The organism is Paenibacillus thermotolerans (assembly GCF_028745515.1).
Lineage (GTDB): Bacteria > Bacillota > Bacilli > Paenibacillales > YIM-B00363 > Paenibacillus_AE > Paenibacillus_AE thermotolerans.
In genome coordinates this window covers 82,610-108,884 of record NZ_JAQZSG010000014.1, presented here as the reverse complement: position 1 = coordinate 108,884, position 26,275 = coordinate 82,610, and the positions used below count along the sequence as shown (strand labels likewise).

Genomic DNA, 26,275 nt, shown 5'->3' with positions numbered 1-26,275 from the left:
AGAACCGCTCTTCTTTACAATAACGGTCACGCAAGGTAGTCGATCCTTTGCGGGGCCGTTCTTCTTTTTCGCTGCTTGGGCGCATATAGATGGGAAGTAGACCATCCAGGTACAGGCGGAGGGGAAACTATGAGAAGGCGAGGATTTCGAAGCCGTTCGGCAAAGCCTTTCAGCCGAAAAACGATCTTTTTGCTGTCCATGGTCATTATGCTCATTTTTTCGATGCAATCCTTTATTTTTATAGAGAAAAACCTTCGCGAGCCGCTGATGGACGTTGCGCGCATTCGGGTAAGACAGGTAGCGACCGACGCGATCAACCAGGCGATTGCCGATCAGGTGGCGCAGGAGCCGAACACGGAGCATTTGGTCGATTGGGTAACGAACAAGAACGGAGATATTGCCAGCTTAACGTTGAATTATGCGGAGCACATGCGCATTTCGTCGCAGGTTGTCAATATCGTCAGAAATACGCTGGGGAACAGCAAGCATCTCGTCGAGAACGTGCCGGTCGGGCAAGCGCTGGACAGCGCCATCCTGTCGTCCTTCGGACCGTCGATACCGATCCGCTTCGAGGCGGCCGGCGCTCCGCAGGTCGATCTGGGCACGAAGAAGGAGGATGCGGGCATCAACATGCTGCTGATCACCGTCTTCGTTCGCGTGACGGCGGAGGTAATGATTTACATACCGTTTGCGACGGCACCGGAAATTGTAACGACCGAAATTCCGATATCCTATATTCTCGTCAATGGCGATGTGCCGAACACCTATTTTAATTCCGGGGGGAGTCCGCGAGGCGGAGCCGGCGCCGGCGCCGGTTCCGGAGGGGTGTCGCCTCCGACCATCACAGTGCCGGCCGGCGGGAACGATGCACCGGCGTCCGAGCGGCACGAAGAAGAGCCCGTTACAGGTCAGTAACGGGCTCTTCTTTGCGCGCTTATCTTTTCCGGCGTTTCCGCTCCTCGCGCTCCCACTTACGAAGGTGGGGATAAGGGTCGAACGACCATTCCGTCAAGCCGTTATCGCGATAAAGGCCATAGTGCAGGTGGGGAGGAAACTTTCCTTGCGTTCCCGGCTTCCCGTACCCCGAGCTGCCGACCCAGCCGATGACGGCGCCCGGCTCCACGAGATCTCCTTCTTTCAATTTCTTGTTGAAGCCCGACAGGTGCGCGTAATAATGATACACGTTATTTAAATCGCGAATGCCGACGCGCCAGCCCCCGTATCGGTTCCAGCCCATGACCTCGATGGCGCCGTAGCAAGTGCTCCGCACCGGCATGCCGTAATGCGCGAACAGGTCGGTGCCTTCATGGATGCGGTAGCCTCCGTAGGTGCGGGAGGCCCCCCAGGTGCTCCTGTACGAATAATTTTTTCCGACGGGGAGCGGGAACGAATGGCGGTGCAAATCGAGCGTTCCGTACGTTTCGTAGATCCGGGAAAATTGATTTATTCGCTCTACGCTGCGCGGATTTTCGTAGTACTCCCACAACCCGATATTGAAATCCGACGGCGACGTGCCGAACTGCAGCAAAAAGTGCGCCACGCTGTAAAGCAAGTCCGCATCGTTGTTGCGGTCCGCCTTGCCGTCCCCGTCTCCGTCGCGTCCGAAGCCGTCAAAGACGAGGATCGAGCGCGGGTTCGTGTCCTCGTGGTCCGGATTCATCATGCCGACCCATTTGACCTCGTTGATAAAGATGGAAACGATGCCTTTGCGGAGGGGGCGCGTCTTCGGATGTGCGATGCTAAGCGTTCTTTCGTATTGGTCGATTGCCGCCAGCTTAAACCACGGAATGCCGGTTATTGTTGCAATATTGTCGTAAAGCGCCTTTCGCTCCGTGAACTTGTCAAGCAGCGATTTGCGAGCCGATTCGACCGCTTTGGCCGCATCGGCGGGCGGCTCAAGCCGTTGCTTCGACATTGCGTAGGAGGAGGGGGCTGCGGTGTTTATGCCGACCGCCGCAAACAGGATGAGCGCCATCATTTTCGTTATCTTTATCATATCCGCATATCGCCTCCGTTTCCGAACTTGCTCAAATACGGTATCATTTTTAATGTGCACAATTTTTAAAAAATGTTTCTTGATTCCCGAAAAAAGGAGCGAATCGCCCGGAATGTTTCAGGAAGCGCATAGGGATGAGCATATAGACGGCGGAATGACGCTGCTGCAGGCGAATTTGGACGATATGAACCCGGAGCTGACCACGTACGTTTCGGACTTGCTGTTTGCGCATGGCGCCAACGACGTGTACTGGGTGCCGATCATTATGAAAAGAGGGCGGCCCGGCGTTATGCTCAATGTGTTGACCGATCGGTCGACGGTTGAAAGCATGGAAGAAATCATATTTCGCGAAACGACGACTTTGGGCATACGCAGGCTGGATGCGGCAGTGCATCGGCTTGGGCGAAACATCGTGCCTGTAGAGACGCCGTGGGGGACGATCAACGTCAAGGTCGGCTTATACCGGGGGGCCGAGGTGCAGTATGCGCCGGAATACCGCGATTGCGCCGCCGCCGCCGAGCGTCACGGCGTGCCGCTTAAGGCTGTTTACGATGAAGTGCGGCGGTGTTATGCGGAGCAGAAGGCGCGGGAGCAAGCAAAGTAGCTTTGGTGCAAAGTCGGCAGGTACTAGGGTAAACGACGGGGTTAGTACCAAATGTTGGTACTAAGTGGGTAGATGCGAGGGTAATCGGCGGGGTTAGCACCAACATTTGGTGCAAAGTCGTCCGGAGCATTGCGCATGCGGATGAAAATGGCCCCTCGGTTATACCGAGGGGCATGCCGTGTTACTGTTCCCGATGGTGCTGCTCGTTTTCGCGGTGATGAGGGGTGCAGATTTGCTCTGCGCCGGCGAGCGGCCATACGCCGATCGTTTTTTCGGCAAAACCGAGGACGGAACGGAGCACGTTCGGTTGATTGGGCAGTTCTCGAGTCCCTGCGCCGTAGCCGATCGCTTCGACGACCATAGGCGGAAGGCTCGCGGAAAACTCGGTTACGAGGGCTGAAACGATACCCGCGCCGGTTGGCGTCGTGAGCTCCATCGAGTATTGGGAAGGCGCAATGGGAAGCCCGCGCATCAATTCCAGCGTCGCCGGAGCGGGTACCGGATAAATGCCGTGATCGATGCGGACGGTGCCCGATCCGAGCGGCACCGGCGCACACACGATCTTATCCGGATTCAAGTTGTCGATAGCCAGCGCAACGCCGACGATGTCCACAATGGAATCCACTGCGCCAACCTCATGAAAATGAACCGTGTCCATCGGAATGTTATGAATCTTCGATTCCGCTGCGCCGATTTTTTCGAAAATCGCGAGGCTCAGCTTTGTGGCGCGCGTGCTTAAGCCGGCAGTTTCAATGATTTTGACAATGTCGGCGTATCCGCGGTGATGATGATGGTGCCCATGGCCGTGACCGTGATCGTGAGCGTGGTCGTGGTGATGGTGGTGATCATCCTGATGATGATGCTCGTGATCGTGATGATGGTGGTGATCGCCATGATGATGATGCTCGTGCTCATGATGGTGGTGCTCATGCTCATGCTCGTGGTCGTGGTGATGATGGTGATCATCGTGATGATGCTTGTGATCATGGTGGTGGTGCTCATGCTCATGATGGTTGTGCCCATGCTCGTGGTCGTGGTGATGATGGTGATCATCGTGGTGATGATGATGCTCGTGCCCATGCTCGTGCTCGTGCCCATGCTCGTGCTCGTGCCCATGCCCCTCATCGTCCACGATCACATCGACCTTGAGCGATGCGATCCCTTTCTTCACCACCCGACGCCAGGCAAGCTCGTATCCGCCTACGTTCAGCTTCTTCAGCTCGCTCTCGATGTAGTCCCGGTCGGCGCCGAGATCGACGAGGGAGGCGAGCGTCATGTCTCCGCTGATGCCGGAGAAGCAGTCCAAATACAGTATTCGCATATGTTTATTACCTCTTCGCGATTTGTTTATGTATGACGCCTGCACAATAGCCTGCCCCGAAGCCGTTGTCGATATTGACGACGGAGACGCCGGGGGCGCAGGAATTCAGCATCGTCAGCAGTGCGGAAACGCCGGAAAAGCTGGCGCCGTATCCTACGCTGGTCGGAACCGCGATGACCGGCTTGTCGACCAAGCCTCCGACGACGCTGGCCAAGGCGCCTTCCATACCGGCTACAACGACGATAACGTCGGCGGCGCGAATGGTCTCAAGCCGCGCAAACAACCGGTGAATGCCCGCCACGCCGACATCGTATATGCGCTCGGCGCGCGAGCCCATGCATTCCAATGTAAGCGCGGCTTCCTCCGCAACCGGAAGGTCGGACGTGCCCGCGCAAACGACGGCCGCATATCCTTCTTGAACGCGCCGGAGCGGATGCTTGAACCACGTCAGCACTCGAGCCGTCGCATGGTAAGCGATGCCCGGAATCTCCGCCGTCACCTGCTCCGCCTTATCCGGCGCCACTCTCGTTGCGAGCACCCGGTCCCCGCTTTCCATAAACCGGCGGAATATCGCCGCGATTTGCTCCGCCGTCTTTCCTTCGCCGAAGATGACTTCGGGAAAGCCGGTTCGGCGTTCCCGCTCCAAATCAAGCTGGGCGAAGCCGAGGTCGGCGACCGGGGACGCCGTCGCTTCACGAATCAACCGCTCCGCCTCGGACGGGTCCAGCAGTCCCTCCCTTACCCGGGTCAGCAGCTCCTTTATGTCCGTCATTGGGCTACAGCCTTCTTCCGGACCTCGGCCGACAGCACCTCGTTCATACTGCCCGTGCGGTAGCCTGCCAAATCAAGCGTCACATATTGAAAGCCGAGCGACTTAAATTTGTCGTGAATGGCGCCGCTGTGCTCCACAACCTTCATCATTTCCTCAGGCATAACCTCGATTCGGGCGATTTTGTCGTGATGGCGCACGCGAACCTGCCACAAGCCGAGATTCATCAGGAAGTTTTCAGCCTCGTCGAGCTGGTCGATCTTGTGCTTTTCGATCTTGGTTCCATACGGAATACGGGAAGACAGGCAGGCAAAGGACGGCTTGTTCCAAGTCGGCAGTCCGAGGCGCTTGGACAGCTCCCGGATTTCGTCCTTCGTCAGCCCCGCCTCCTGCAGCGGACTTCGCACGCCTTGCTCCGTCTTTGCGGCGAGCCCCGGGCGATAATCTCCGAGGTCGTCCATATTCGATCCGTCCAATATGAAATCGTAGCCCTGCTCCGCGGTAATCCGCTTCAAATGGGAGTATAGGCCGGTTTTGCAATGGTAGCACCGGTCCGGGTTGTTTGCGACAAAGTCGGCGTTGTCGAGCTCCGACACTTCGGTTTTAAGCAGCCGGACGCCCATCTGCTCCGCAAGCTGAACAGCGGCGTCGAATTCCCTGGAGGGGAACGTTTCCGAGGCGGCCGTCACGGCGGTGCAGCGGTCGCCAAGCTCTTGATAAGCACGCTTTAAAACGAAGGTGCTGTCGACCCCACCTGAGAATGCAACCAGCACACGGCCCATTCCGCGCAAAATGTCCCCCAGACGAGCATCCTTTTCTTCCAATGTCAATTGGCGTTCCACGGCGGTTTCCCCTTTCGCCTTTTCCCAGGCAGTTTTCTCTTCATGATAGCATAAGAGCGGCGTCTGTCGAAGCCCTAATCGCAGAAGCAAATAATGCAATCGCCGTGCCCGAATGCTGCGAAACTGCGTAAATTGTGGCAAATGACTATGATCGGAGGCTTGGCCCGTGAAACCCGTGATCGGAATCCTGGCATACAGAAAAGGAGGCACCTTCACAAATTCCCAATTTTTAAGCGATCTTATTCACGAAGGCAACAAATTAGGCGCAATCGTGTACGCGTTTTCATACCTCGATATTATCGAAGATGCAAGAAAAATAAGAGGGTTTGTCCGGAGCGCCAATGGAAAATGGCATGGAAAGCTTTGCCCATGGCCGGACATTGTTATCGACTTTTGCCGCGTGCTCATAAAGCCGTTTCGGGATATGCGCCGACGGACGGATTTGTTCGAGTATGCAAATCACAAATTTACGTATAAATGGAAAGCTATGAAATTGTTCACCGCTTCCGAAGCGGTAAAAAAATGGATACCCGAAACTTATGTTTACACGCCTTCCCACGTAAGCGGCATGCTCGAAAAGCACCCCATTGTATATGTAAAGCCTGGTAACGGAACCGGAGGTCGAAGCGTCGTTAAAATAAGGCGGCTGCCTGCCGGGTATCTTTTTCAAGGCCGAGCGAAATCCGGAAAAATCGTAACCGCGAAATGCAAATCGAAGGAAGCCGTTCTGCATCGTCTGAGTCAGTGGGTGCAGTCCGAGCAAATCCGAACGGGCAATTTTATTGTGCAGCAAGGTTTGGATTTGGAGCTGTTGCCCGGCCGTTCGATCGATGCGCGAATATTGGTGCAAAAGGACGGCAACGGAGAATGGGGCGTAACGGGAAAAGTATTGAGAGTGAGCGCAAAAAACAGCCCTACAACCAATATTCTTCATGCGGACGGTTATGTTTTGCGGTTTAAAGATTTTATGACGCGGCGTTTCGGAGCGAAAAAAGCGAAGGAGATCGAGCAAGAATGCAACAGGCTCTCGTTCCGGCTGATGGAAGTGATCGAGCAGAGGTTCGGGTCGATGATTGAATTCGGTTTGGATGTGGGGGTAGACACCAAGGGGGACGTATGGTTGATTGAAGCGAATCCGAAACCGGGCCATAAAGTATTTATCAAATCGAAGGAGGCCGCCCTTTATCTGGAATCGCTCCGCAAGCCCATTCAATATGCAAAGTATTTAATTCGAACGAGGGGGCTGCAACGATAAATCGTACTTAAGAGCCGCCGGGCGAACCCGGCGGCTTTCAAAGCTTTTTACATAACTCCCGCACTACATTATAATGATGAAATAAATACGGAAGAAGGAAATGTTCCGGATTGTAGCGAATCGTTTGTGAAAGGATGGGACTGTCACAATGGCCAAAACGATCATGCGTAAACCGGAGTGGCTTAAAATCGACCTCATTTCGGGAGAGAAATTCGAAAATTTTAAAGATATTAAAAATATGATGCGCTCCAAGACGCTGCATACGGTGTGCGAGGAGGCCAAATGCCCGAACATCCATGAATGCTGGGCGAACCGGACGGCAACGTTCATGATTCTCGGTGATATTTGCACCCGCGCGTGCCGATTTTGCGCCGTGAAGACGGGATTGCCGACGGAGCTTGACCTGGCGGAGCCGGAACGCGTAGCGGAGGCGGCGGAGCAGATGGGACTTCGGCATTGCGTCGTAACTTCCGTGGCAAGGGACGACCTTAGCGACGGCGGAGCTTCGATCTTCGCGGAGACGATCCGCGCGATCCGTAAGCGGTTGCCGATGTGCGGCGTCGAGGTGCTCATTCCCGATTTTCAAGGCCGGGAGCAATCGCTGTACACGGTGCTTGACGCGGGGCCGGACATTTTGAATCACAATGTGGAAACGGTGGAGCGATTGTCCGACCGGGTCCGTTCGAAGGCAAAGTACCGACGTTCGCTTGAGCTGCTGAAACGGTCCAAGACGTATGCGCCGGGCATACGGACGAAATCGTCCGTCATGATCGGCGTTGGAGAGACGTACGAAGAAATCGTTGCGACGATGGACGACCTTCGTTCCGTCGATTGCGATATTATGACGATCGGCCAATATTTGCAGCCGACCAAGCAGCATTTATATGTTGAAAAATATTATACGCCGGACGAATTCCTTGCTTTGAAGGAAGAAGGCTTGAAACGCGGGTTTGCACACGTGGAGTCGGGGCCGCTCGTTCGAAGCTCGTACCATGCGCATGAGCAGGTGGAGTCCGCAAGGGGGAATTAGAGCTTGATTTTTGTCGGTGGAAAAACGTATGAGCTCATTAAGGAGCACAAAAACGCTTGGAATCCGGATGCGTTCAAGGAACGATACAGCGAAGTGCTGGACCGGTATGATTATATTGTCGGCGACTGGGGATACAATCAGCTGCGTCTCAAAGGTTTTTTCCGGGAGGGCAGCCCGAAGGCGAATAAAGAAACGTCGGTGAGCGGATTGCAGGATTATTTGCAGGAATACTGCAACTTCGGCTGCGCATATTTCGTGCTGGAGCGTGTGAACGCCAAGAGCGGCGCGCACGCGCACGGCGAGGAGCACGAGCATGCCGGCGCGGGACAACCTGCCGCAGCGGACGGTGCGGAGCACGAGGCGGAGCCGGAAACGCCGGCCGAGGCGAAAAGCGCTCCGAGCCTGATTGCCGGCGGACACCCGTTCAGCGACCGGCGGCCGTATTCTTGGCGAGAGCATCAATCCCCCGTCCGGAGTCCCGGGCGGGCCGCAGCCGAGCGCAAAGAGGCGCAGGGCGAAGCCGATCCCGCCGCCGGCGCGAAGAAGCCCGGCGGCGGGTTTGAGCCGCGCAGCCGCGAAGACGCTGTGCGCGTTCACGGCGGGCAGCAGGGCGGCAAAGGGCGGCAAGGCCAGGCAGGCGGAGCTACCAATCGCGGCGAACGCGGCTTTGCCCAAGGCGTCGACGGCGTCGAGCGGACCGTTGATAAAGGCCAGCGCGGGGAAGGGCGCCGCTTTCACCCGAAGGGCCCCAAGCAGGCGCATGGCGGACGCGGCCAGCAGCGCGGCGGCGGCCCGAAGCATGCGGGCGGTGCGCCTCGCGCGGAAGGCGGAGCCCGGCCCGACGGCCGCAACCGCCAGCATGAAGGAGCGGAGCGTCCGGCGCAGCGCGGCCGGAATCATCATGTGCAGCAGCCGCACACGCGCAATCCGGAGTAAATTTGTCGTATGCCCGCATGAGCTTGCCGGTTTGATCCGCGCAAAGCCCCTATGCGGGTTTTTCTTTTTTATGGAGAAAATAAAGTGGGGGGTAAAGACATGCCGGCATTTCGGTTTCGGGGGGCGCTTCGCAGTAAACTGTATGTGAAGCTCATCGCGGTGTTTGTCGTCATTACGAACGTAAGCATCATTTCGCTCTCCTATTTTATGTTTTATTTTATGTCCCAATCCGTTGTAAGAGGAGAGCTGGACAAGCAGATGAAGGCGATGGAGACCGTAAACCGCATGATTGCGGGGAAGTACGAATTCGTCCAGTCCTCGCTGCTTGAGATTTACCGGAACGATGCGCTGTCGTACGACGTTTTGTTATTTTTGCGCAACAGCTATCCGGAATATGTCGAGCACCGGCTGAACCATACCTATGAGAGCGATGTATACGTTTCCCCCAACACATTGGATTTTGTTCGAAACAAGCTGCAGGACGATCCGGATATCGAGAGCATATTGCTGTACAGTACCGAAATGCAATACTTATATGCGGTGTACCGGTATAACGGCGTCACCCGGTTCATTCCGGCGAACGCGGCCCATTCCTTCGTCCCGGATGTAATGACCATGGAAGGGCAGCGCGTATCGGCCGCCAACATATGGATTCGCCGGGCGGCGGGTTTATCCGAAACGAGGCTGTTCGCGGTGTCCGGCCGCATTAATGACATGAACACGCTGCAAAATATCGGAACGATGATGATCATGTTCAACACCCGTTCGATCGATAATGTCTTAAATAACTTTCAAAATGAGTTGAAGGGCTACATTTTGGCGCTCGGTCCGGAAGGCGAGGTGATTTACGATTCGTCTGGCCGATATTACGGAACGAAATATCCGTTTAGGGACCAAATCAATGTCTCCAACCACACGGCAATGATGGAACAGGAATCGTACATCACAACACTAACCGGCAACGCCGGAGGCTATCATGTGGCGGGGATCGCGCCGAAGCGCGAGGTCGAGGCTGCCTATGCGGGACTCAGAAACAGGATCGTAATGATCGCCGCCGTCTGCAGTATCGTTACGATCGTGATTCCTGCAGCGTTCATCGTGAATTTCGCCAAAAGAACGAACGGAATCATACGTCTGATGCGGCAGGTCGAAACCGGAAATTTGAAGCTCCGCATTCATGAGGATAAGGATGACGAGCTCGGCCAAATATCCAAAAGCTTCAACAAAATGCTGGACGAGCTTTCCCGCTATATAGACCGGGTTTATAAAGCGGAAATCAACCAAAGGCGCGCCGAGCTAGCCGCCATTCAAACGAAAGTAAACCCGCATTTTCTTTATAATACGCTGGAAGTCATACGCATGAGAGCTTTGTCCCAAGGTGCGACGGACGTCGGGGAGATGATTTACAGCTTGGCGCTGCTGTTTAAGCACATGGTCCGGCAGCAAACGGTGCATTCCTTCAAGGACGAGATGGAGAGCTGCCGGTTGTATTTGGAGCTGTTCCGCATCCGGTACAAAAATAAATTTACCTACACCATCGAATGGGAACCGCAGCTCGCTTCCAAAGACATTATCAGCATGTCGCTTCAGCCGATTGCGGAAAATTACATTGTCCACGGAATCGAACCGGACCGCAACGATAACTTCCTCCATATTCAGTCGAGGCTGGTTGACGGCACGATCGTTACGGAATTTCGGGACAACGGCTCCGGGATCGCTCCCGACCGGTTGGAGGAAATCCGCCGTTCCTTACTCGTTTCGGATTCCGGCGAATCGTCGTTCGGACTAAGAAGCGTATACGACAGGCTGCGGTTATTTTACGGCAGCGGAGCCGAGCTCGATATTCGGAGCGAGCTCGGCTCCGGCACGATTGTGACGGTCACGATTCCGTCGGAGAAAGGGGAAGAATCGCTCGATGTATAGAGTGTTTCTTGTGGATGACGAGCCTTTTATCATTGAGGGCCTTTACGATGTGGTGGACTGGCCGACGCTGGGGCTGGAAATCGTCGGTCATGCCTCGAACGGCGAGAAAGCGCTGGAAGCGCTGCGGGAAACGCCGGCGGACATCCTCATTACGGATATTTCCATGCCGGTCATGAACGGATTGCAGCTCATCCGCAGCGTCCGCGAGCTTCGCCCGGGCATGAAATGTATCATACTGAGCGGGTTTAACGAATTCGATTACATCAAAGAGGGCTTGACGCTCGGCATCGAAAACTACTTGCTGAAGCCGATTAATCTGGAAGAACTTGGCGCCACGCTCGCAAACACGGTCGAAAAGCTTGATGACGAGAAGGAGACCAAATCCGCCGGATGGTATGACATCAACATCTTAAAGGATAATATTTTGCACCGGTGGCTGAAGGGGCGCATTTCGCCGAACGAGCTGTCCGAACGCGCGGAGCTGCTGGGCATTGAGCTTAATCATGCGTACATCCTTGCGGCGGTCGTTCGGACCGAGCGGGAGTTCCGCGAGGTGTACGATACAGCGGTCGATTTCTGCAAGCAACAGGCGGGGACGGTCCCGTTCGCCGATCACGATGAAGACCTTGTCCTATTGTTTCTGTTCGATGAACCGGAGGAAGGGAAACGGAAGGCGGTAGAGACGTTAACCCGGCTTAAGGCTCATTTTCCAACAACGGCGGGAGCCCGCGTATCGCTCGGCAGCGTCGAGCCTTTGAAGGAGTGTGCGGCGGAAAGCTATGCGAATGCCAAAAAAGCGCAGGAATATTTTTTGCTTTACGATAAGGATGCGCTGCTCGACTTTGCGGAGCTTGCCGTTCATCGTGAGGAGACCGGTCCCCGCTTCTCCATCGAATGGAACGACTATTCGCAGCTGCTGCTCGCCAAGGAGAAGGACAAGCTGCTGGAGCGGATCGGCGAAGATTTTGTTCGCCTCCAGCAATCGGAAGGTACGACCCCCGAACGGCTGCAAAGCTTTGCGATCGAGCTTCTGATCCGTTTTAAGCTGGAGCTGAAGGAGATGAAGCATGACGACCTTCCGGATTTGTTCAAGGATGACATCGAGAACGTATTCGAGGCTTCTACCGTAGAGCGTTTGGCCGAGATTGCGAAGGAAGCCGCGTCGGTAACCGTAGACAGCTTGAACCGGGACGTAAAAAGTCCGGTCATTCAACAAATATTGAAGCAAATTCACGAAAGCTATTCGGAGCCGCTGTCGCTGAAGGCGTTCGGGAAGCAATTTCACATTCACCCGAATTATTTAGGCCAGCTGTTTCAGAAGGAAACGCACGAAACGTTCACGGAATATATAAACCGGTATCGGATCGAGAAGGCCAAGCAAATGCTGAAGGAATCGCACGAGAAGGTGCATGAAATCGCGAGGAAGGTCGGCTACTGGGAACCCGGTTACTTTTATAAACAATTTAAGAAGCATGTCGGGGTGTCCCCGACCGAATACAAGGAGCTGCTTTGATTCTGAAGCGGTTTCTTTCTTTATTTTGAACAGTAAACCTTTAGTTTGTCGCCTATTTGAAAATGTTTTCATGCGGTAGTCTGTATATAGCAAGACGAAACATAAACAATATAGATTAAAGGGGAGACACCACATGAGTAAGCTTAAAAAAGGCTTGGTCGCGTCTTTGACGCTTATGCTTTCCGCATCGCTCGTGCTCAGCGCTTGCGGCAGCAAAGCAGGCGATAAGACAGCCGCCGGCGGCGAAGGAACGTCGGAAAAGCCGGTAGAACTGATTTGGTACACGATCGGTACGCCGCAGAAAGACACTGATAAAGTTATGGCTGAGGTTAGCAAATACACGAAAGAAAAAATCGGCGTTACCGTCAAGATGAACCAAATCGACTGGGGCGATTACAACCAGAAGATGCAAGTTATGGCCGCTTCCGGCGAGCCGATGGATATTATGTTCACAGCCTCCTGGGCTTTCAATTACGTTGAGAACGCAAGAAAAGGCGCATTCTATCCGATCGACGACCTTCTGAAGGAAGAAGGCAAAGGCATTGTAGAAACGCTTGACCCGGCCTTCTTGGAAGGCTCCAAGGTTGACGGCAAAAACTACGGGGTTCCGGCAAACAAGGAGCTTCCGGCACAAGAAGTATGGCGCTTTAACAAGCAGCTGCTCGACAAGTACAACTTGGACATCAGCAACGTATATTCGATGGAGAGCCTTGAGCCTCTCATGAAGACGATCAAAGAGAAAGAGCCGAATGTGACTCCGTTCGCAGTCGACAAAAACTTCAAGCCGTACGTTCCTTACGACTATTTGATCGAAAACATGCCGATGGCCGTTAAAGTCGGCACGGACGACTACAAAGTGGTCAACATTCTAGAAACGCCGGAAATGAAGCAAGCGCTCGACACGATGCACAAATATTATCAAGCGGGCTACATCCCGACGGAAGCCGCAACAATGAACTCGCTGTCCGACCTGCAATCCGCAGGCACTTGGTTCACAGACCGCGCGGCGACTCAACCGTTCGCGGACAACCTGTGGTCGCAAAGCTACGGCTACCCTGTAGTTTCTACGCCGGCCAGCGAATCGATCATTTACAACTGGTCCGTTATGGGCTCGATGCAAGCGATCTCCGCGAACTCCGAGCATCCGAAGGAAGCGATGAAGTTTCTCAACCTGCTGAACACCGACCCGTACCTTCGCAACTTGGTTGACTCCGGTATCGAAGGCGTTCACTACAAGAAGATCGGCGACAATGTCATGGAGAACTTGCCGGAATCGAAAAACTACGACATGCCGACATTCTCCTTGGGTAACATCATGATCACGTACTTGAACCCTTCGGATCCGGAAACGAAGTGGGATGAGTTCAAGAAGTTTAACGAAGCCGGCAAACCGGCGCCGCTCCTTGGCTTCAACTTCGACACTTCCAAGGTGACGACGCAAATCGCAGCGGTTCAGAACGTTCAACAAGAGTTCTGGGCGCCGCTTATGACCGGTACGGTTGACCCGAACGTATACTTGCCGAAAGCGATCGAGAAATTCAAAGCCGCCGGCTTGGACAAAATTATCGAAGAAGCGCAACGCCAGGTTGACGAGTGGAGAGCTTCCCAGAACTAAATAAAGGCGAGGGCGAGTGTGGGTGATCCCACATTCGCCTGATCTTTTTTTGCCGAAATCGTGCCAGTATATTACTTGATTGTAAAACGTTAGATTTCGGCAAAAAAGGTCAGTAACGAAAATGTGAGCGAGGAGTGATAACGTGAAAGCCGTAGGGCGATTTTTCAAAGACATCAACACCAACAAAGCCATGCTGCTGTTTGTGCTGCCTGCAACGATCTGGTTTCTCCTCTTCTCCTATTTGCCGATGGCCGGCGTTGTCATTGCTTTCAAGGAGTATCGTTATTCGAGAGACGGCTTTTTTGCAAGTATAATCAACAGCAAGTGGGTCGGCTTTGAGAACTTTAAATTTTTGTTCAGCACGAACGATGCTTACGTCATTACGCGCAACACCGTTTTATATAATGTGGTCTTTATCGCGCTGGGCACGGTTTTGTCCGTGGCCATGGCAATCGTTTTGTCGGAAATCGTCAACAAAAAATTAGCGAAGTTTTATCAAACCGGCATGTTTTTGCCGCACTTCCTTTCTTGGGTTATCGTCGGCTATTTCGCCTTCAGCTTCTTGAGCTTCGATCGCGGGATGATTAACCAAATCGGCGAATTTTTCGGGTGGAAGCCGCTCCAGTGGTACTCAGATCCTAAGTACTGGCCGTACATCCTAGTGTTCGTCAATCTTTGGAAGACGATCGGCTATAACAGCGTCGTCTATTTGGCGGCGATCATGGGAATCGACAGATCGTTGTATGAAGCGGCCATGATCGACGGTGCAAACAAGTGGCAGCAAATCAAACATATTACGATCCCGATGTTGACTCCGCTCATTACGATCTTAACGCTGCTTGCGGTGGGGAAAATCTTTTATGCGGACTTCGGTCTGTTCTATCAAGTTCCGAGAGATTCCGGCACATTGTATTCCGTAACCAACGTCATAGACACGTACGTATATCGAGGATTGAAAACAACAGGAGAGATCGGAATGAGCACGGCCGCAGGCTTGTACCAATCGTTAATCGGCTTCATTCTGGTCATCACTTCCAACTATATTGTCCGCAGATTCAATAAAGACAACGCTTTGTTCTAATATCATCTAGTTGAAGGGGGAAAAAGGGCTATGCTGGCCGCTGCGAAAAAAAGCCGCAACTTCCAAGAGCTGACCCCGATCTGGAATGTAGTGTTCAACTGCATAGCCGGGCTATTCGCCTTCTTGTGCGTATTTCCTTTCCTGTTCGTCATCATTATTTCATTGACGGATGAAAGCACGCTTGCGAAGAACGGCTATCGAATCATTCCGGAGAAGTGGAGTCTTGAGGCTTACAGATATATTTTACAGACGGGAGATCAGCTGCTTCGTTCTTACGGAGTGACGATTATGGTCACCGTGCTCGGTACGATCATCAGTCTGGTGCTGATCACGCTATACGCTTACGCCATATCGCGCAAAAGCTTTAAGTACCGCAACTTCTTCTCCTTTTTCGCTTTCTTTACGATGCTTTTCAACGGCGGACTCGTTCCGACTTATATTGTCGTCACTCAGTTTCTTCATCTGAAGGATACGCTTTGGGCCCTCATTTTGCCGATGGCGCTTAACGCCTTCTATATTATGATTATGAGAACGTTCTTTGTTACGTCGGTGCCGGAGGCGATTATCGAATCCGGGAAAATCGACGGCGCGAGCGAGCTGAGAATTTTTACGACGCTTGTATTGCCGTTATCACTTCCGGGCATCGCCACTATCGGGTTGTTCAGTACGCTCGGATATTGGAACGACTGGTTTAACGCACTTTTATATATTGATAATCCCGACCTCGTTCCGTTACAATCAATGCTGATGCGTATTGAAAACAGCATGTCATTTCTTTTGCAAAATACGAACAATCCTTCGATCAGCATGGGAATCCTACAATCGCTGCCGCAGGATACGTCCCGTATGGCGATGGTTGTACTGGCTACCGGACCGATTGTGCTTGCTTATCCTTTCTTTCAACGTTATTTCATTCAGGGTCTAACGATCGGAGCGGTGAAAGAATAAGTCGCCTAAGGCCTTGATCAACCGTGATCAAGGCCTTTTTTTTTGCATGAGCCGCCGGGCACCATAGAAATTGAGAAAAATGAAAACCAAGAGAATTATGATAACTTTGAGAAATATGAGAACTATGAGAGACTACTAGGGATTGCTAGGATCAACTTTTACGGAGGGATCGCCTTGAGTTACAAAGACGCATCCAAGCCCACTCGCGAAAGGGTGGAGCATCTGCTGGGGCTGATGACGACGGAAGAAAAAATCGGACAACTGGTGCAGCCTTTCGGGTGGCCCACATACCGAAAAGAAAACGGCGGCGTCCAAATTACCGAGGAATTTAAGCAGGCGGTGAAGGAAGGCGGCATCGGCTCGCTGTACGGCGTACTTCGGGCGGACCCTTGGACCCAGGTGACGCTGGAGAACGGACTGTCTCCTAAGGACGGCGCTGCGGCCGTTAATGAAATTCAACGCTTCGCCATCGAAAATTCACGTCTGGGGATCCCGATTTTGTTCGGCGAGGAGTGCTCGCACGGACATATGGCGATAGGAGCGACGGTATTCCCCGTGCCTCTGTCGGTCGGCAGCACTTGGAATACGGAGCTGTTTCGGCGGATAAGCCGGGCGATCGCGGCGGAAACGAGAAGCCAAGGCGGGGCGGCAACCTATTCCCCTGTCCTTGACGTAGTAAGGGACCCGCGGTGGGGACGAACCGAAGAATGCTTCGGGGAAGATCCGTATCTTGTCGGCGAGATGGGCGTGGCGGCTGTCCAAGGGCTGCAAGGCGACAGCCTGGATGCCGAAGACAGCGTCATGGCAACGCTTAAGCACTTTGTCGCGTACGGCAGCTCCGAGGGCGGAAGAAACGCGGGACCGGTTCACATGGGCTGGCGCGAGCTGCACGAGGTCGACCTGTACCCGTTCAAGAAAGCGGTCGAAGCCGGCGCTTTGTCGGTGATGACGGCTTACAACGAGATCGACGGCGTGCCGTGCACCTCGAACGGGTATTTATTGAACGATTTGCTCCGCAAAGAGTGGGGCTTCGACGGCTTCGTCATAACGGACTGCGGCGCGATCAATATGCTTGCTTACGGTCACGACGTTGCGGCGAGCGGCGAGGAAGCGGCCGCGATGGCGGTAAGCGCCGGCGTCGATATGGAGATGTCGGGCGAAATGTTTCGCAAATATTTGCTGTCGGCGTTACAGAACGGGCGCTTGTCTATGGCGGAATTGGACGAGGCGGTCCGCAGAATTTTATCGATCAAGTTCCGGCTCGGCTTGTTTGAAAATCCGTACGTGGACCCGGATAAGGCGGAGGCGGTCATCGGCAGTCAGGAGCATATTGCGCTTGCGAGAGAAGCGGCGCAAGAAGGCATCGTGCTGCTCAAGAATGAAGAGCAAACGCTTCCTTTGCGCAAGGACGCCGGCACGATCGCCGTGATCGGCCCCAACGCGGATCAACACTACAACCAGCTCGGCGATTATACGTCGCCGCAAAGTAAAGAAAAGATCGTTACGCTGCTTGACGGCATCAAGTCGAAGCTGGGAGCTTCGGCTGCGGACCGCGTGCAGTACGCGCCGGGCTGCCGAATTCGCGGGGATTCCAAGGAAGGGTTTGAACGCGCTTTAGCTTGTGCGGAGAAAGCGGATGTCGTCGTACTGGCGCTCGGCGGTTCCAGCGCACGCGACTTCGGCGAAGGCACCATCGATTTGCGGACCGGCGCGTCGGTCGTATCAGGCGAATCGTGGAGCGATATGGAGTGCGGGGAAGGCATCGACCGGGTGAGCTTGCAGCTCGCGGGAGTCCAGCTCGAGCTGGCACAGGAAATTTACAAGCTCGGCAAACCGGTCGTCGTCGTGTATATTAACGGACGGCCTGTGGCGGAGCCTTGGATCGACGAGCACGCGCATGCGATATTGGAGGCGTGGTACCCGGGCCAGGAAGGCGGCAACGCGCTCGCCGATATTATATTCGGAGACGTTAACCCCTCGGGCCGATTGACGGTTTCGATTCCGAAGCACGTAGGCCAGCTGCCGGTCTTCTATAACGGCAAACGGTCGAGAGGCAAGCGGTATTTGGAGATGGATTTGAAGCCCGCATATCCGTTCGGATACGGGCTAAGCTATACCGAGTTCGCTTATTCGGAGCTTTCCGTCTCCCCTGAGACGATTCCGGCGGACGGGGAGGCGCGCGTGAGCGTGAGAGTGAAAAATACGGGCAGCATTGCCGGCGCCGAGGTTGTACAGCTTTATATATCCGATGTCGTCAGTACGGTAACGCGTGCGGGTAAAGAGCTGAAAGGCTTTAAGAAGGTGTTTCTGCAGCCGGGCGAGGAGACGACCGTTTCGTTCGCCGTCGGGCCGGAGCAGCTGCAGATGATCGGCAAAGACTATAAGCCGGTCGTCGAACCGGGGGAGTTTCGCATCTTGGTAGGAAGACATAGCGAAGATACGATGAGCGCCAGCCTTACTGTGCGATAAAGGAGAGACGACATGATTCGGATCGGCAGATTTTTGACGGATTTGAACGACAGACGATGGTCTGAGGCGAGAGAGCTCCCCGATTGGAAAGTAAAGCGGGCGAAATATATCGTGCCCGGCAAGTACGAGTTCGAACCGGACCGGGACGAAGCGATTGGTTTGGACCCGCTGAACAGCACGCACGGTACCACATATTTCTTGAAACGGGAGCTTGAGATTCCATCGGAATGGGGCTCGGAGCCCGTCGGTTTTGTTTTCGAAGCCGGAGGAGAGGGGCTTGTGCGAGTGAACGGAACGCCGTATCACGGCGTCGACCGCAATCACCAGTTCGTCCCGCTTGATCCGGCTAAGGTCGGCGCGAGGCCGCTCATCGAAATCGAGCTGTACGATCCGATTCCGGAGCCGGTCGATCCGTTAAACCGCCAAGCGGTGCAGCAGCCGCCGATTCGCAGCATTCGCGCCAAGCTCGTGCGGGTTAACCGGCCGGTGGAAAGCTTATGGTACACCGTGTCTGTTCTTTACGACGCGGTCAAGCTGCTGCCGGAGAACGACGCGAAGCGCGCAAAGCTTGTCGGCGCGCTGGAAGAGACGATGGATTCGGTGACGGGGGAACTCGAGCGGCGGGCAAAGGACGCGGAATGGCTTGGTTCCGTGGAGCAGGCGCTGCTTGATAAAGTGAGGGACATCGTTCCGCCGCCGGATACCGTTATGCACATGGTCGGCCAATCGCATATCGACGTCGCGTGGCTATGGCCGGTTCGGGAAACGGTGCGCAAGACAAGCCGTACGTTCTCCACTATGAACACGCTGATGGAGGAGTACCCGGACTTCGTTTACTCGCAAAGCCAGCCGCAGCTCTATGCGTTCGCGAAAGAGCATTATCCGGAGCTTTACGAGAAAATCAAAGAAAGAGTCGCCGAAGGCCGCTGGGAGCTGGTCGGCGGCATGTGGGTCGAGCCGGATTTGAATATGCCGAGCGGCGAATCGTTAATCCGGCAAATGCTGTACGGCCAACGTTTCTATATGGAACAATTCGGCAAACGCTCGAACATCGAGTGGCTGCCCGATACGTTCGGGTATTGCGCGTCGCTGCCGCAAATTTTGAAGCACGGCGGCATCGAGTATTTCATGACGTCCAAGCTCAATTGGAACGACACGAACGTGTTCCCGTACGATTTGTTCCATTGGGTCGGCATCGACGGAACCTCGATCCTGTCGTTCTTGAACCACGGCTTGAACGAGCATACGAAGCCGAAGGACGTTCACGAGCACTGGGAGTCTTATCGCCAAAAGGACCGCCACGACGAACAAATGCTGCTTTACGGGCACGGCGACGGCGGCGGCGGCGTGACAAGGGAAATGGTCGAGCTCGTCCGCCGCTCCGAGGTGCTGCCGGGCTTGCCTGCCGCGAAATTCAGCACCGCCGCGCAATTTTTCGCTTCCGTAAGCGAGCGGAGCCGCAGCTTGCCGAAATGGCACGGCGACCTGTATTTGGAGCTGCACCGCGGAACCTATACGACGCACGCCTGGAATAAAAGAAATAATCGCAAGGCGGAGGTGCTGTATCGGGAGGCCGAAATATGGAACAGCCTTGCGCAGCCATATGCCGGTACGCAGCAGTTCGCACAAGCGCAACAATCGCTTCACGAAGGCTGGAAGCTCATACTGCTCAACCAGTTCCACGACATTATTCCGGGCACCTCGATTCCGGAAGTGTACGAAACGTCGGATCGGGAGTATGAGCGGATTTTCGCGCTGGGCGAAGAAAGTCTGAACGCGGGGCTGCAACCGCTGGTCCGGCACATCGATACGCAAGGCGAAGGAACGCCTTACATCGTGTTCAACAGCCTCGGATGGGAGCGGGATGAAGTCGTCGCCATTTCCGGCGGCGCCGAACTGACCGGTGCGGCCGTCTATGACGAAACGGGCGCCGCGCTCGACAGCGACGCCGCCGCCTGCGGCGATGATCCGACGCAAATCGAATTGTCGGTGCGCGTTCCGTCCATTCCGGCGTTCGGGTATAAGACGGTTTGGGTGCGTCAGGCAGGAGGAACGGCTTCAGCCGCTGACGACCGGAGCGCCAAAGTGCCGAGCACGTGGGAAACGGGAAATTATTTGCTCGAGTTCAATGCGTCCGGCGAAATCGTCCGATGGTTCGATAAGGCGGCGGAACGAGAGCTTCTGAAGCCCGGAGAGAAGGCGAACGAGCTTCAGCTGTTCCACGACCGGCCTACGTACTGGGACGCTTGGGATATCGATTCGCGGTACGAGCAGCAGCCTGCGGGTTTCGTCGAGTTAATCGACAGCAAGGTGGTGCTGAAAGGACGTACGAAGGATGTGCTTCGGTTTACATGGAGGCTGAACGAGTCGACGGTTACCCAGGACATCGTTCTGTACCGGAACGATCGCCGAGTGGATTTCAAGACGAAGGTGCAATGGAACGAGACGCACAAGCTGCTGAAGGCCGCGTTCCCCGTCGATGTCGTAACGAGCAAAGCGGCGTACGAAATTCCGTTCGGCGCTCTGGAGCGTCCGACCCACCGGAATACGAGCTGGGAGCAAGCGCAATACGAGGTATGCGGCCACCGCTGGGCGGATTTGTCCGAAGGCGGCTACGGCGTCAGCCTGCTGAACGATTGCAAGTACGGCTATGACGTGAAGGACGGCACGCTTCGCCTGTCGCTGCTCCGAGCGCCGAGATGGCCGGACGTTACGGCCGATATCGGCGAGCACGAGTTCACGTACTCTCTGTACCCGCATGAAGGCGACTGGAGAAGCGCCCATGTCGTCCGCAAAGGGATGGAGCTGAATCATCCTGCCGCTGTCGTGGCCGGGGAATCCGCCGCCGGCGCATTGCCGAGCGCGCAGTCGCTGATCGGGCTGGAGAGCGAGCATGTCGTTCTGGATGCGGTGAAGCCGGCGGAAGACGGGGACGGCATTGTGCTTCGCTTCTACGAATCGTCGGGAGGACGGGGGAAAGCCTCCTTGCGCTGGCCGTTCCGCTTTAGCAAGGCCGTCTATGTGAACGCGTTGGAAGAGGCGCTGAGCGAAGCGGAACCGGTTGACGGAGCGCTGTCGCTCGACTTTAGACCTTTTGAAATCAAATCGGTCAAGCTCTTCTTGTAGTAGAAAAAGCTGTATTGCATCGAGAGTAACCTTTTTCATGATGGAGGAGAACGAATACAATGGAACAATTCAGACTGCCCAAAATCCCAATGCCGAAGCTGGAGCTTCCGCGTGCCGTTAATGAGGTGCTCGAAGAGGCGGAGCAAAAGCTGGCCCACCGCCCGAAGCTGCTTCGGCTGTTTAAAAACTGTTTCCCGAACACGCTGGAGACGACGACGAAGCTGCTGGACGACGGCACGACGTTCGTCATTACCGGCGATATTCCCGCCATGTGGCTTCGCGATTCGGTCGAGCAGGTCATCCAATATGTGCCGTTCGCGAAGGATGACGCCGATTTGCAGCGGATTATCGGCGGACTGATCAAGAAGCACATTTCGTACATTCATATCGATCCTTACGCCAACGCGTTCAACGAAACGGCGAACGACTGGCATTGGAACGCATCGGATGAAACCGACATGTCGCCGTGGGTGTGGGAGCGGAAATTCGAGCTCGACTCGATCTGCTTCTCGATGAGGCTTGCTTATCGTTACTGGAAGGAAACCGAGCTTACGGACATTTTCGACTCGAACTTCAAGGCCGCCATCCGTAAAGTGGTGGACTTGTGGAAGACGGAGCAGCACCACTTCGAGAAATCGCCGTACCGGTTCACGCGCAACAACGGCATTCCGACCGACTCGCTGCGCAATAACGGCTTGGGCATGCCGGTGAATTATACGGGCATGATCTGGTCGGGCTTCCGTCCGAGCGACGACGCCTGCGATTTCCATTACAACATTCCGTCCAACATGTTTGCGGTCGTCACGCTCCGCCAGATGCGCGAATTTGCGGAATGGGTGTTCCGCGACATGGATCTGGTACAAGAGCTTGCGGCGCTGGAAGCGGATGTGGATCACGGGATCAAGCTGTACGGCATTTACCGCCATCCGGAATTCGGTCCGATTTACGCTTACGAGACGGACGGCTTCGGAAACTATTGCTTGATGGACGATGCCGGCACGCCGGGTCTGATGTCGATTCCTTACCTGGAGTATACGACCGCGGACGATCCGATTTACCAAAACACGAGAAGGTTCGCGCTCAGCAAACAAAATCCGTTCTACTACGAAGGCAAAGCCGCTCGCGGCATCGGCAGCCCGCATACGCCGCCGGATTATATTTGGCATATGGCGTTGTCCATGCAAGGGTTGACTGCCATTAGCAAGGAAGAGAAGCTCGAGATGATCGCGATGCTGGAGGCGACGGACGCCGACACCGGCTTCATGCATGAAGGCTTCCATGCGGACGACCCGACGATCTTTACGCGCAAATGGTTCGCATGGTCCAACAGCTTGTTCTCGCTGCTCGTGTATCGCGCGATGAAAGAAGGGATCCTATGAACGCAAAGACGATAGTTTTTTACGATCCGAGCTTTCCCGCCGCTGCGGAGCTTGCCGGCGGTTATGCGGAAGCGCTGGAAAGAGCGGGTGTCGTCTGCAGCGCGGACGGTTTGGCGGAAGCGCTGCGCGCTGCCGACGGCGGCTGCTTTGTGAATTTGCATTCGCCTTATTTTCCTAAGAATGCTTGGGAAGAGATTGTTGCTTTCTTAAAGAAGGGCGGAGGCTTGGTCAGCGTCGGCGGCGCGCCGTTTAAGCGCCCGGTGCGCCGCGAAGGCGGCGTCTGGCACGTTGAAGCGGAGCAAACCGCTTATCACCGCCAACTGCGCATTCACGAGACGCTTCCGGTAGATAAGGCTCCGATAGCGGAGCTGGCTGCGTCGGACGATGTGCCGCTATTTGCAGGCGCAGAGGCGCTGTTTACGGTGGAGCACACTTGGAATTTGGTGCCGCATGTGACGAAAAGCAGCGATCTGCCGCATCAGATGGGCTCGGCCGGTCCGATGGACGCTCATATTTATGCGCTGCTGAAGGGCCGTTCAGCGGAGGGCCGCGAGGTGGCGGCGCCTGTCGTGCTTTGGGAAAACACGAAAGGCGATTTTGCCGGCGGACGCTGGCTGCTGGTCAATCAGCCGCTAACGGATGCGTTCTGGCAAGGCGGCGGAGCGGATGCGCTGCAGACGTGGGCCGAGTTTTGCGCCTGCGGCGTGACCGAGCTGTGGCTGAAGCCGAATTACGCTTCCTATGAAGCGGGCGAGCGACCGATGCTGACGCTGCAAATGCAAGGGCTCGGACGCGGCGTTTCGGCTGCTTCGGCCGCTTCGGGGGAGCAATGGACGTTCGACGTGACGGTAGAAAAGGAAGGCGACGCGGCGCAGGTATGGTCGCATCAAGCAACGGAAATCGTGACCGCGCAATGGAAGCATATCCGATTGCCGGTACCGCTTGAGATTACGAGCGGATATTACCGCGTCGTATGCCGGGCCGAGGCTGCCGGCGGCGAAGTTCGCATACTTCGGCAAGGCTTCTGGGGGCATGATGCGAAGCTGCTTTCCGAGGGAACTCCCGTGAAGAGCGGCAGAGACTACTTCGAGAAGGACGGCCGTCCGCTGCCGGTCGTCGGCATGACGTATATGACGTCGGACGTTGCCCGCAAATTTTTGTTCTTGCCGAACGCTGCCGTGTGGGATCGCGATATGGAGCAGATGAGCAAGGCGGGCATCAACTGGATCCGCACCGGCATTTGGACGGCGTACCGAAACATAATGCAGGTGGACGGACACGCGTCCGAGGAAGTGCTGAGATCGATCGACGCTTTCTTCATGACGGCGAAGAAGCATAACCTGCAAGTGACGTTTACGTTTTTCTCCTTCACGCCGGAGACGTGGGAGGGCGAAAACCCGTTCCTCGACCCGCGCAGCGTGGAAGCGCAGAAACGGTTCGTCCGCTCGATCGTTTCCCGGCACCGGAATACCGCGAACGTGGATTGGGACTTGATCAACGAGCCGTCCATGTTCGATCCGGAGCGCATTTTCTCGAGCGGTCCGAGATCGAGCCGTGACCGGTTCGAGCAGGCGGCGTTCTCGGAGTGGCTGAAGAAGCGGCACGGCTCCATCGAGCTGCTGCAGGAGAAGTGGAATATGACGCCGGCGCAGCTTCCGAGCTTCGAAGCCGCCAAGCCGCCGGAGCCCGGCGAGATCAATTTCGACGTGCAGGACATGCACTCGGGCAAAACCGGAACGCGCTGGCTCGATTATGTGCTCTTCTCGATGGAGATGCATAACCGCTGGGCAAGAGAGCTGTACGACGCGATCAAGGACGAATGCCCGAACCATCTCGTCACGGTCGGGCAGGACGAAGGACTCGGAGCGCAGCGTCCGTCCCCGTTCTTCTACGCCGAAGCGGTGGACTATACGACGGTGCACTCCTGGTGGCTGAACGACCAGCTCGTGTGGGACGGCATTTTCGCCAAAACCCACGACAAGCCGAACCTCATCCAAGAGACAGGCATTATGTACGTCGAGACGCCGGAAGGCCGGGCGAAGCGTACGGAGGCTGAATTGCGGAGCATGCTGGAGCGCAAGTACGCCTATGCGTTCTCGACCGGGGGCGCGGGTGCGGTGCAGTGGATTTGGAACACGAACTTCTACATGGATAATGCCAACGAATCGCACATCGGGGCGCTGCGGGCCGACGGCACGGAGAAGCCGGAGGCGGACGTCTCCTATGATTTCGGCCGGTTCATGGGGGAGATTCGCGACCTGTTCCGGGGCCGGAAGCTGGAAGATGTAGCGGTCGTGTTCCCGTACTCCAACGATTTCTCCAACCGGAAGTTTGCGGTGGAAGCGACCTCCCGGCTGACGAGGGTGCTCGCTTACGAGCTGAAGGTGCCGTTCCGCGCGGTCGGCGAATATCATCTGGAGCCGCTTGAGCGCGACCCTGCCAAGCTCATCATCCTGCCGAGCGCGCACAATGTCGATGACGAGGCGTTCGCGAAGCTCGTCGACATCGCGAAGCGCACGGGAGCCGTATTGCTGGTTACCGGTCCGGCCGGCATCGACGCGTATTGGCGAAATGCCGAGCGGCTTACGGACGAGCTCGGCCTGCGCGAGCTAAGCAATGTGGTCCGGGAAGAAGGCTTGGCGATCGGCGAGAAGGTGCTTCCTGTTTCTTACGGAAACCGTCGCATCGCCGAGGTGATCAAGGAGATTCCGGTTGCCGCAGCAGGTGGGGCTGCCGCCGACTCCGTAGTGAATGTGCCGCTTGGTGCGGGACGCTTGATCTGGAGCCCGCTGCCGGTCGAGCTGAACGACCGCACCGAGCCGATTGCCGCGCTGTACGAGTACGCGCTGGCGGCTGCGGGCTGCAAGAACGAGCTCGAGTGGATTCGCGGCGGCGAGCTCCCCGGCGTATACGGGCGCAAGCTCAGCTTCGCCGACGGTTCGCTGTTCATCTTCGTATCGGAGTTCGCTTTCGACACGACCGTGGAAGTGAAGGACAGCGAAACCGGGGCCGTGTATACGTTCAAGCTCGAGAAGGAGCGTTCCGTCCTGTTCGCTGCGGATCGGAAGGGCGGCGTTACCGCCGTGTACCGCCCGAACGATGTGGCGATCGATGCAACAATCGCATAGTTGTCCTTATACGCCCGCCGAGCACGCACTCGGCGGGCTTTTTATTTTGTGCTCGGAGTGGGGTAGTTTGCTTTATGTATCGTGCGGCGGGAAAGGAGGAGGGTTAGTAACACATTTTGGTGCTAAGATTTCATACAGAGGGAGCTGGTTTATTGGTTGGGCATATTACGGGGTGTGTTTATAAATTGTTGCGTGATTGCTATAAAATAGCCGAATTCAGCGACGTCCACGAACTTATGGCAAAAGTATGTACATAAACTGTCGTCCGGGATACACCTTGTAAACACAGTTTTGCCAAAAAAGACGGGATAGGGTTAAAAACAAAGAGATTATGACAAAA

The 26,275-nt window shown here is 55.4% G+C and carries 18 protein-coding genes; 14 read left to right on the top strand and 4 right to left on the bottom strand.

Annotated elements, in window-relative coordinates; all coding sequences use genetic code 11:
- Positions 1-129 precede the first annotated feature (129 nt).
- On the top strand, positions 130-915 hold the full coding sequence (yunB, locus tag PT964_RS13745) for a sporulation protein YunB (protein WP_274363929.1): 786 nt from the start codon (positions 130-132) through the stop codon (positions 913-915).
- A 19-nt stretch (positions 916-934) separates the two neighbouring features.
- Here yunB and PT964_RS13740 read toward each other — a convergent pair whose 3' ends face one another.
- Complete coding sequence (locus tag PT964_RS13740; protein WP_425262722.1) at positions 935-1,996, bottom strand: M23 family metallopeptidase; 1,062 nt, start codon at positions 1,994-1,996, stop codon at positions 935-937.
- Positions 1,997-2,108: 112 nt separating this feature from the next.
- On the opposite strand from PT964_RS13740, the gene larC2 reads away from it, so the two are divergent.
- A complete protein-coding gene (gene larC2, locus PT964_RS13735) occupies positions 2,109-2,600 on the top strand; it encodes a nickel pincer cofactor biosynthesis protein LarC2 (protein WP_337995033.1) in 492 nt (163 codons plus the stop codon).
- A gap of 181 nt (positions 2,601-2,781) precedes the next feature.
- On the opposite strand, the gene larC is transcribed toward larC2, so the two are convergent.
- Genes larC through larE form a run of 3 tightly spaced genes read right to left on the bottom strand, consistent with a single transcriptional unit; the run spans position 2,782 to position 5,532 of the window.
- The gene (gene larC, locus PT964_RS13730) at positions 2,782-3,921 is read right to left on the bottom strand and encodes a nickel pincer cofactor biosynthesis protein LarC (RefSeq protein WP_274363927.1); all 1,140 of its coding nucleotides are present in this window, start codon (positions 3,919-3,921) and stop codon (positions 2,782-2,784) included.
- Between the two features lie 7 nt (positions 3,922-3,928).
- Positions 3,929-4,693, bottom strand: coding sequence for a nickel pincer cofactor biosynthesis protein LarB (gene larB / locus PT964_RS13725; protein ID WP_274363926.1), 765 nt, complete (start codon positions 4,691-4,693; stop codon positions 3,929-3,931).
- The gene (larE, locus tag PT964_RS13720) at positions 4,690-5,532 is read right to left on the bottom strand and encodes an ATP-dependent sacrificial sulfur transferase LarE (protein WP_274363925.1); all 843 of its coding nucleotides are present in this window, start codon (positions 5,530-5,532) and stop codon (positions 4,690-4,692) included. Before larE ends, larB begins: the two co-directional genes overlap by 4 nt.
- Before the next feature lie 166 nt (positions 5,533-5,698).
- Here larE and PT964_RS13715 point away from each other — a divergent pair, with 166 nt between their 5' ends.
- The 12 genes from PT964_RS13715 to PT964_RS13660 all read left to right on the top strand — a co-directional run bounded on the left by PT964_RS13715 (position 5,699) and on the right by PT964_RS13660 (position 25,935).
- Positions 5,699-6,787 (top strand): YheC/YheD family endospore coat-associated protein, encoded by a 1,089-nt coding sequence (locus tag PT964_RS13715; RefSeq protein ID WP_274363924.1) that lies wholly within the window; start codon positions 5,699-5,701, stop codon positions 6,785-6,787.
- A gap of 148 nt (positions 6,788-6,935) precedes the next feature.
- Positions 6,936-7,817, top strand: a complete 882-nt coding sequence (gene lipA / locus PT964_RS13710) for a lipoyl synthase (RefSeq protein ID WP_274363923.1) — start codon at positions 6,936-6,938, stop codon at positions 7,815-7,817.
- 3 nt (positions 7,818-7,820) lie between these two features.
- The gene (locus PT964_RS13705; RefSeq protein ID WP_274363922.1) at positions 7,821-8,753 is read left to right on the top strand and encodes a YutD-like domain-containing protein; all 933 of its coding nucleotides are present in this window, start codon (positions 7,821-7,823) and stop codon (positions 8,751-8,753) included.
- A gap of 99 nt (positions 8,754-8,852) precedes the next feature.
- A complete protein-coding gene (locus PT964_RS13700; protein ID WP_274363921.1) occupies positions 8,853-10,676 on the top strand; it encodes a sensor histidine kinase in 1,824 nt (607 codons plus the stop codon).
- On the top strand, positions 10,669-12,189 hold the full coding sequence (locus PT964_RS13695) for a response regulator transcription factor (RefSeq protein ID WP_274363920.1): 1,521 nt from the start codon (positions 10,669-10,671) through the stop codon (positions 12,187-12,189). Before PT964_RS13700 ends, PT964_RS13695 begins: the two co-directional genes overlap by 8 nt.
- A 133-nt stretch (positions 12,190-12,322) precedes the next feature.
- On the top strand, positions 12,323-13,804 hold the full coding sequence (locus tag PT964_RS13690) for an ABC transporter substrate-binding protein (RefSeq protein ID WP_274363919.1): 1,482 nt from the start codon (positions 12,323-12,325) through the stop codon (positions 13,802-13,804).
- A 142-nt stretch (positions 13,805-13,946) separates the two neighbouring features.
- Positions 13,947-14,885 carry an ABC transporter permease gene (locus tag PT964_RS13685; RefSeq protein WP_274363918.1) on the top strand — a complete coding sequence of 313 codons (939 nt, stop codon included), beginning with the start codon at positions 13,947-13,949 and terminating at the stop codon, positions 14,883-14,885.
- 30 nt (positions 14,886-14,915) lie between these two features.
- The gene (locus tag PT964_RS13680) at positions 14,916-15,833 is read left to right on the top strand and encodes a carbohydrate ABC transporter permease (RefSeq protein WP_274363917.1); all 918 of its coding nucleotides are present in this window, start codon (positions 14,916-14,918) and stop codon (positions 15,831-15,833) included.
- A gap of 174 nt (positions 15,834-16,007) precedes the next feature.
- The gene (locus PT964_RS13675; protein WP_274363916.1) at positions 16,008-18,302 is read left to right on the top strand and encodes a glycoside hydrolase family 3 N-terminal domain-containing protein; all 2,295 of its coding nucleotides are present in this window, start codon (positions 16,008-16,010) and stop codon (positions 18,300-18,302) included.
- Between the two features lie 12 nt (positions 18,303-18,314).
- On the top strand, positions 18,315-21,428 hold the full coding sequence (locus tag PT964_RS13670; protein ID WP_274363915.1) for an alpha-mannosidase: 3,114 nt from the start codon (positions 18,315-18,317) through the stop codon (positions 21,426-21,428).
- A gap of 59 nt (positions 21,429-21,487) precedes the next feature.
- Entirely contained in the window at positions 21,488-22,807 is a 1,320-nt protein-coding gene (locus tag PT964_RS13665; protein WP_274363914.1) for a glycoside hydrolase family 125 protein, read from the top strand.
- Positions 22,804-25,935: a beta-galactosidase gene (locus PT964_RS13660; RefSeq protein ID WP_274363913.1), complete on the top strand. Its 3,132-nt coding sequence runs from the start codon at positions 22,804-22,806 to the stop codon at positions 25,933-25,935. Before PT964_RS13665 ends, PT964_RS13660 begins: the two co-directional genes overlap by 4 nt.
- Positions 25,936-26,275 lie beyond the last annotated feature (340 nt).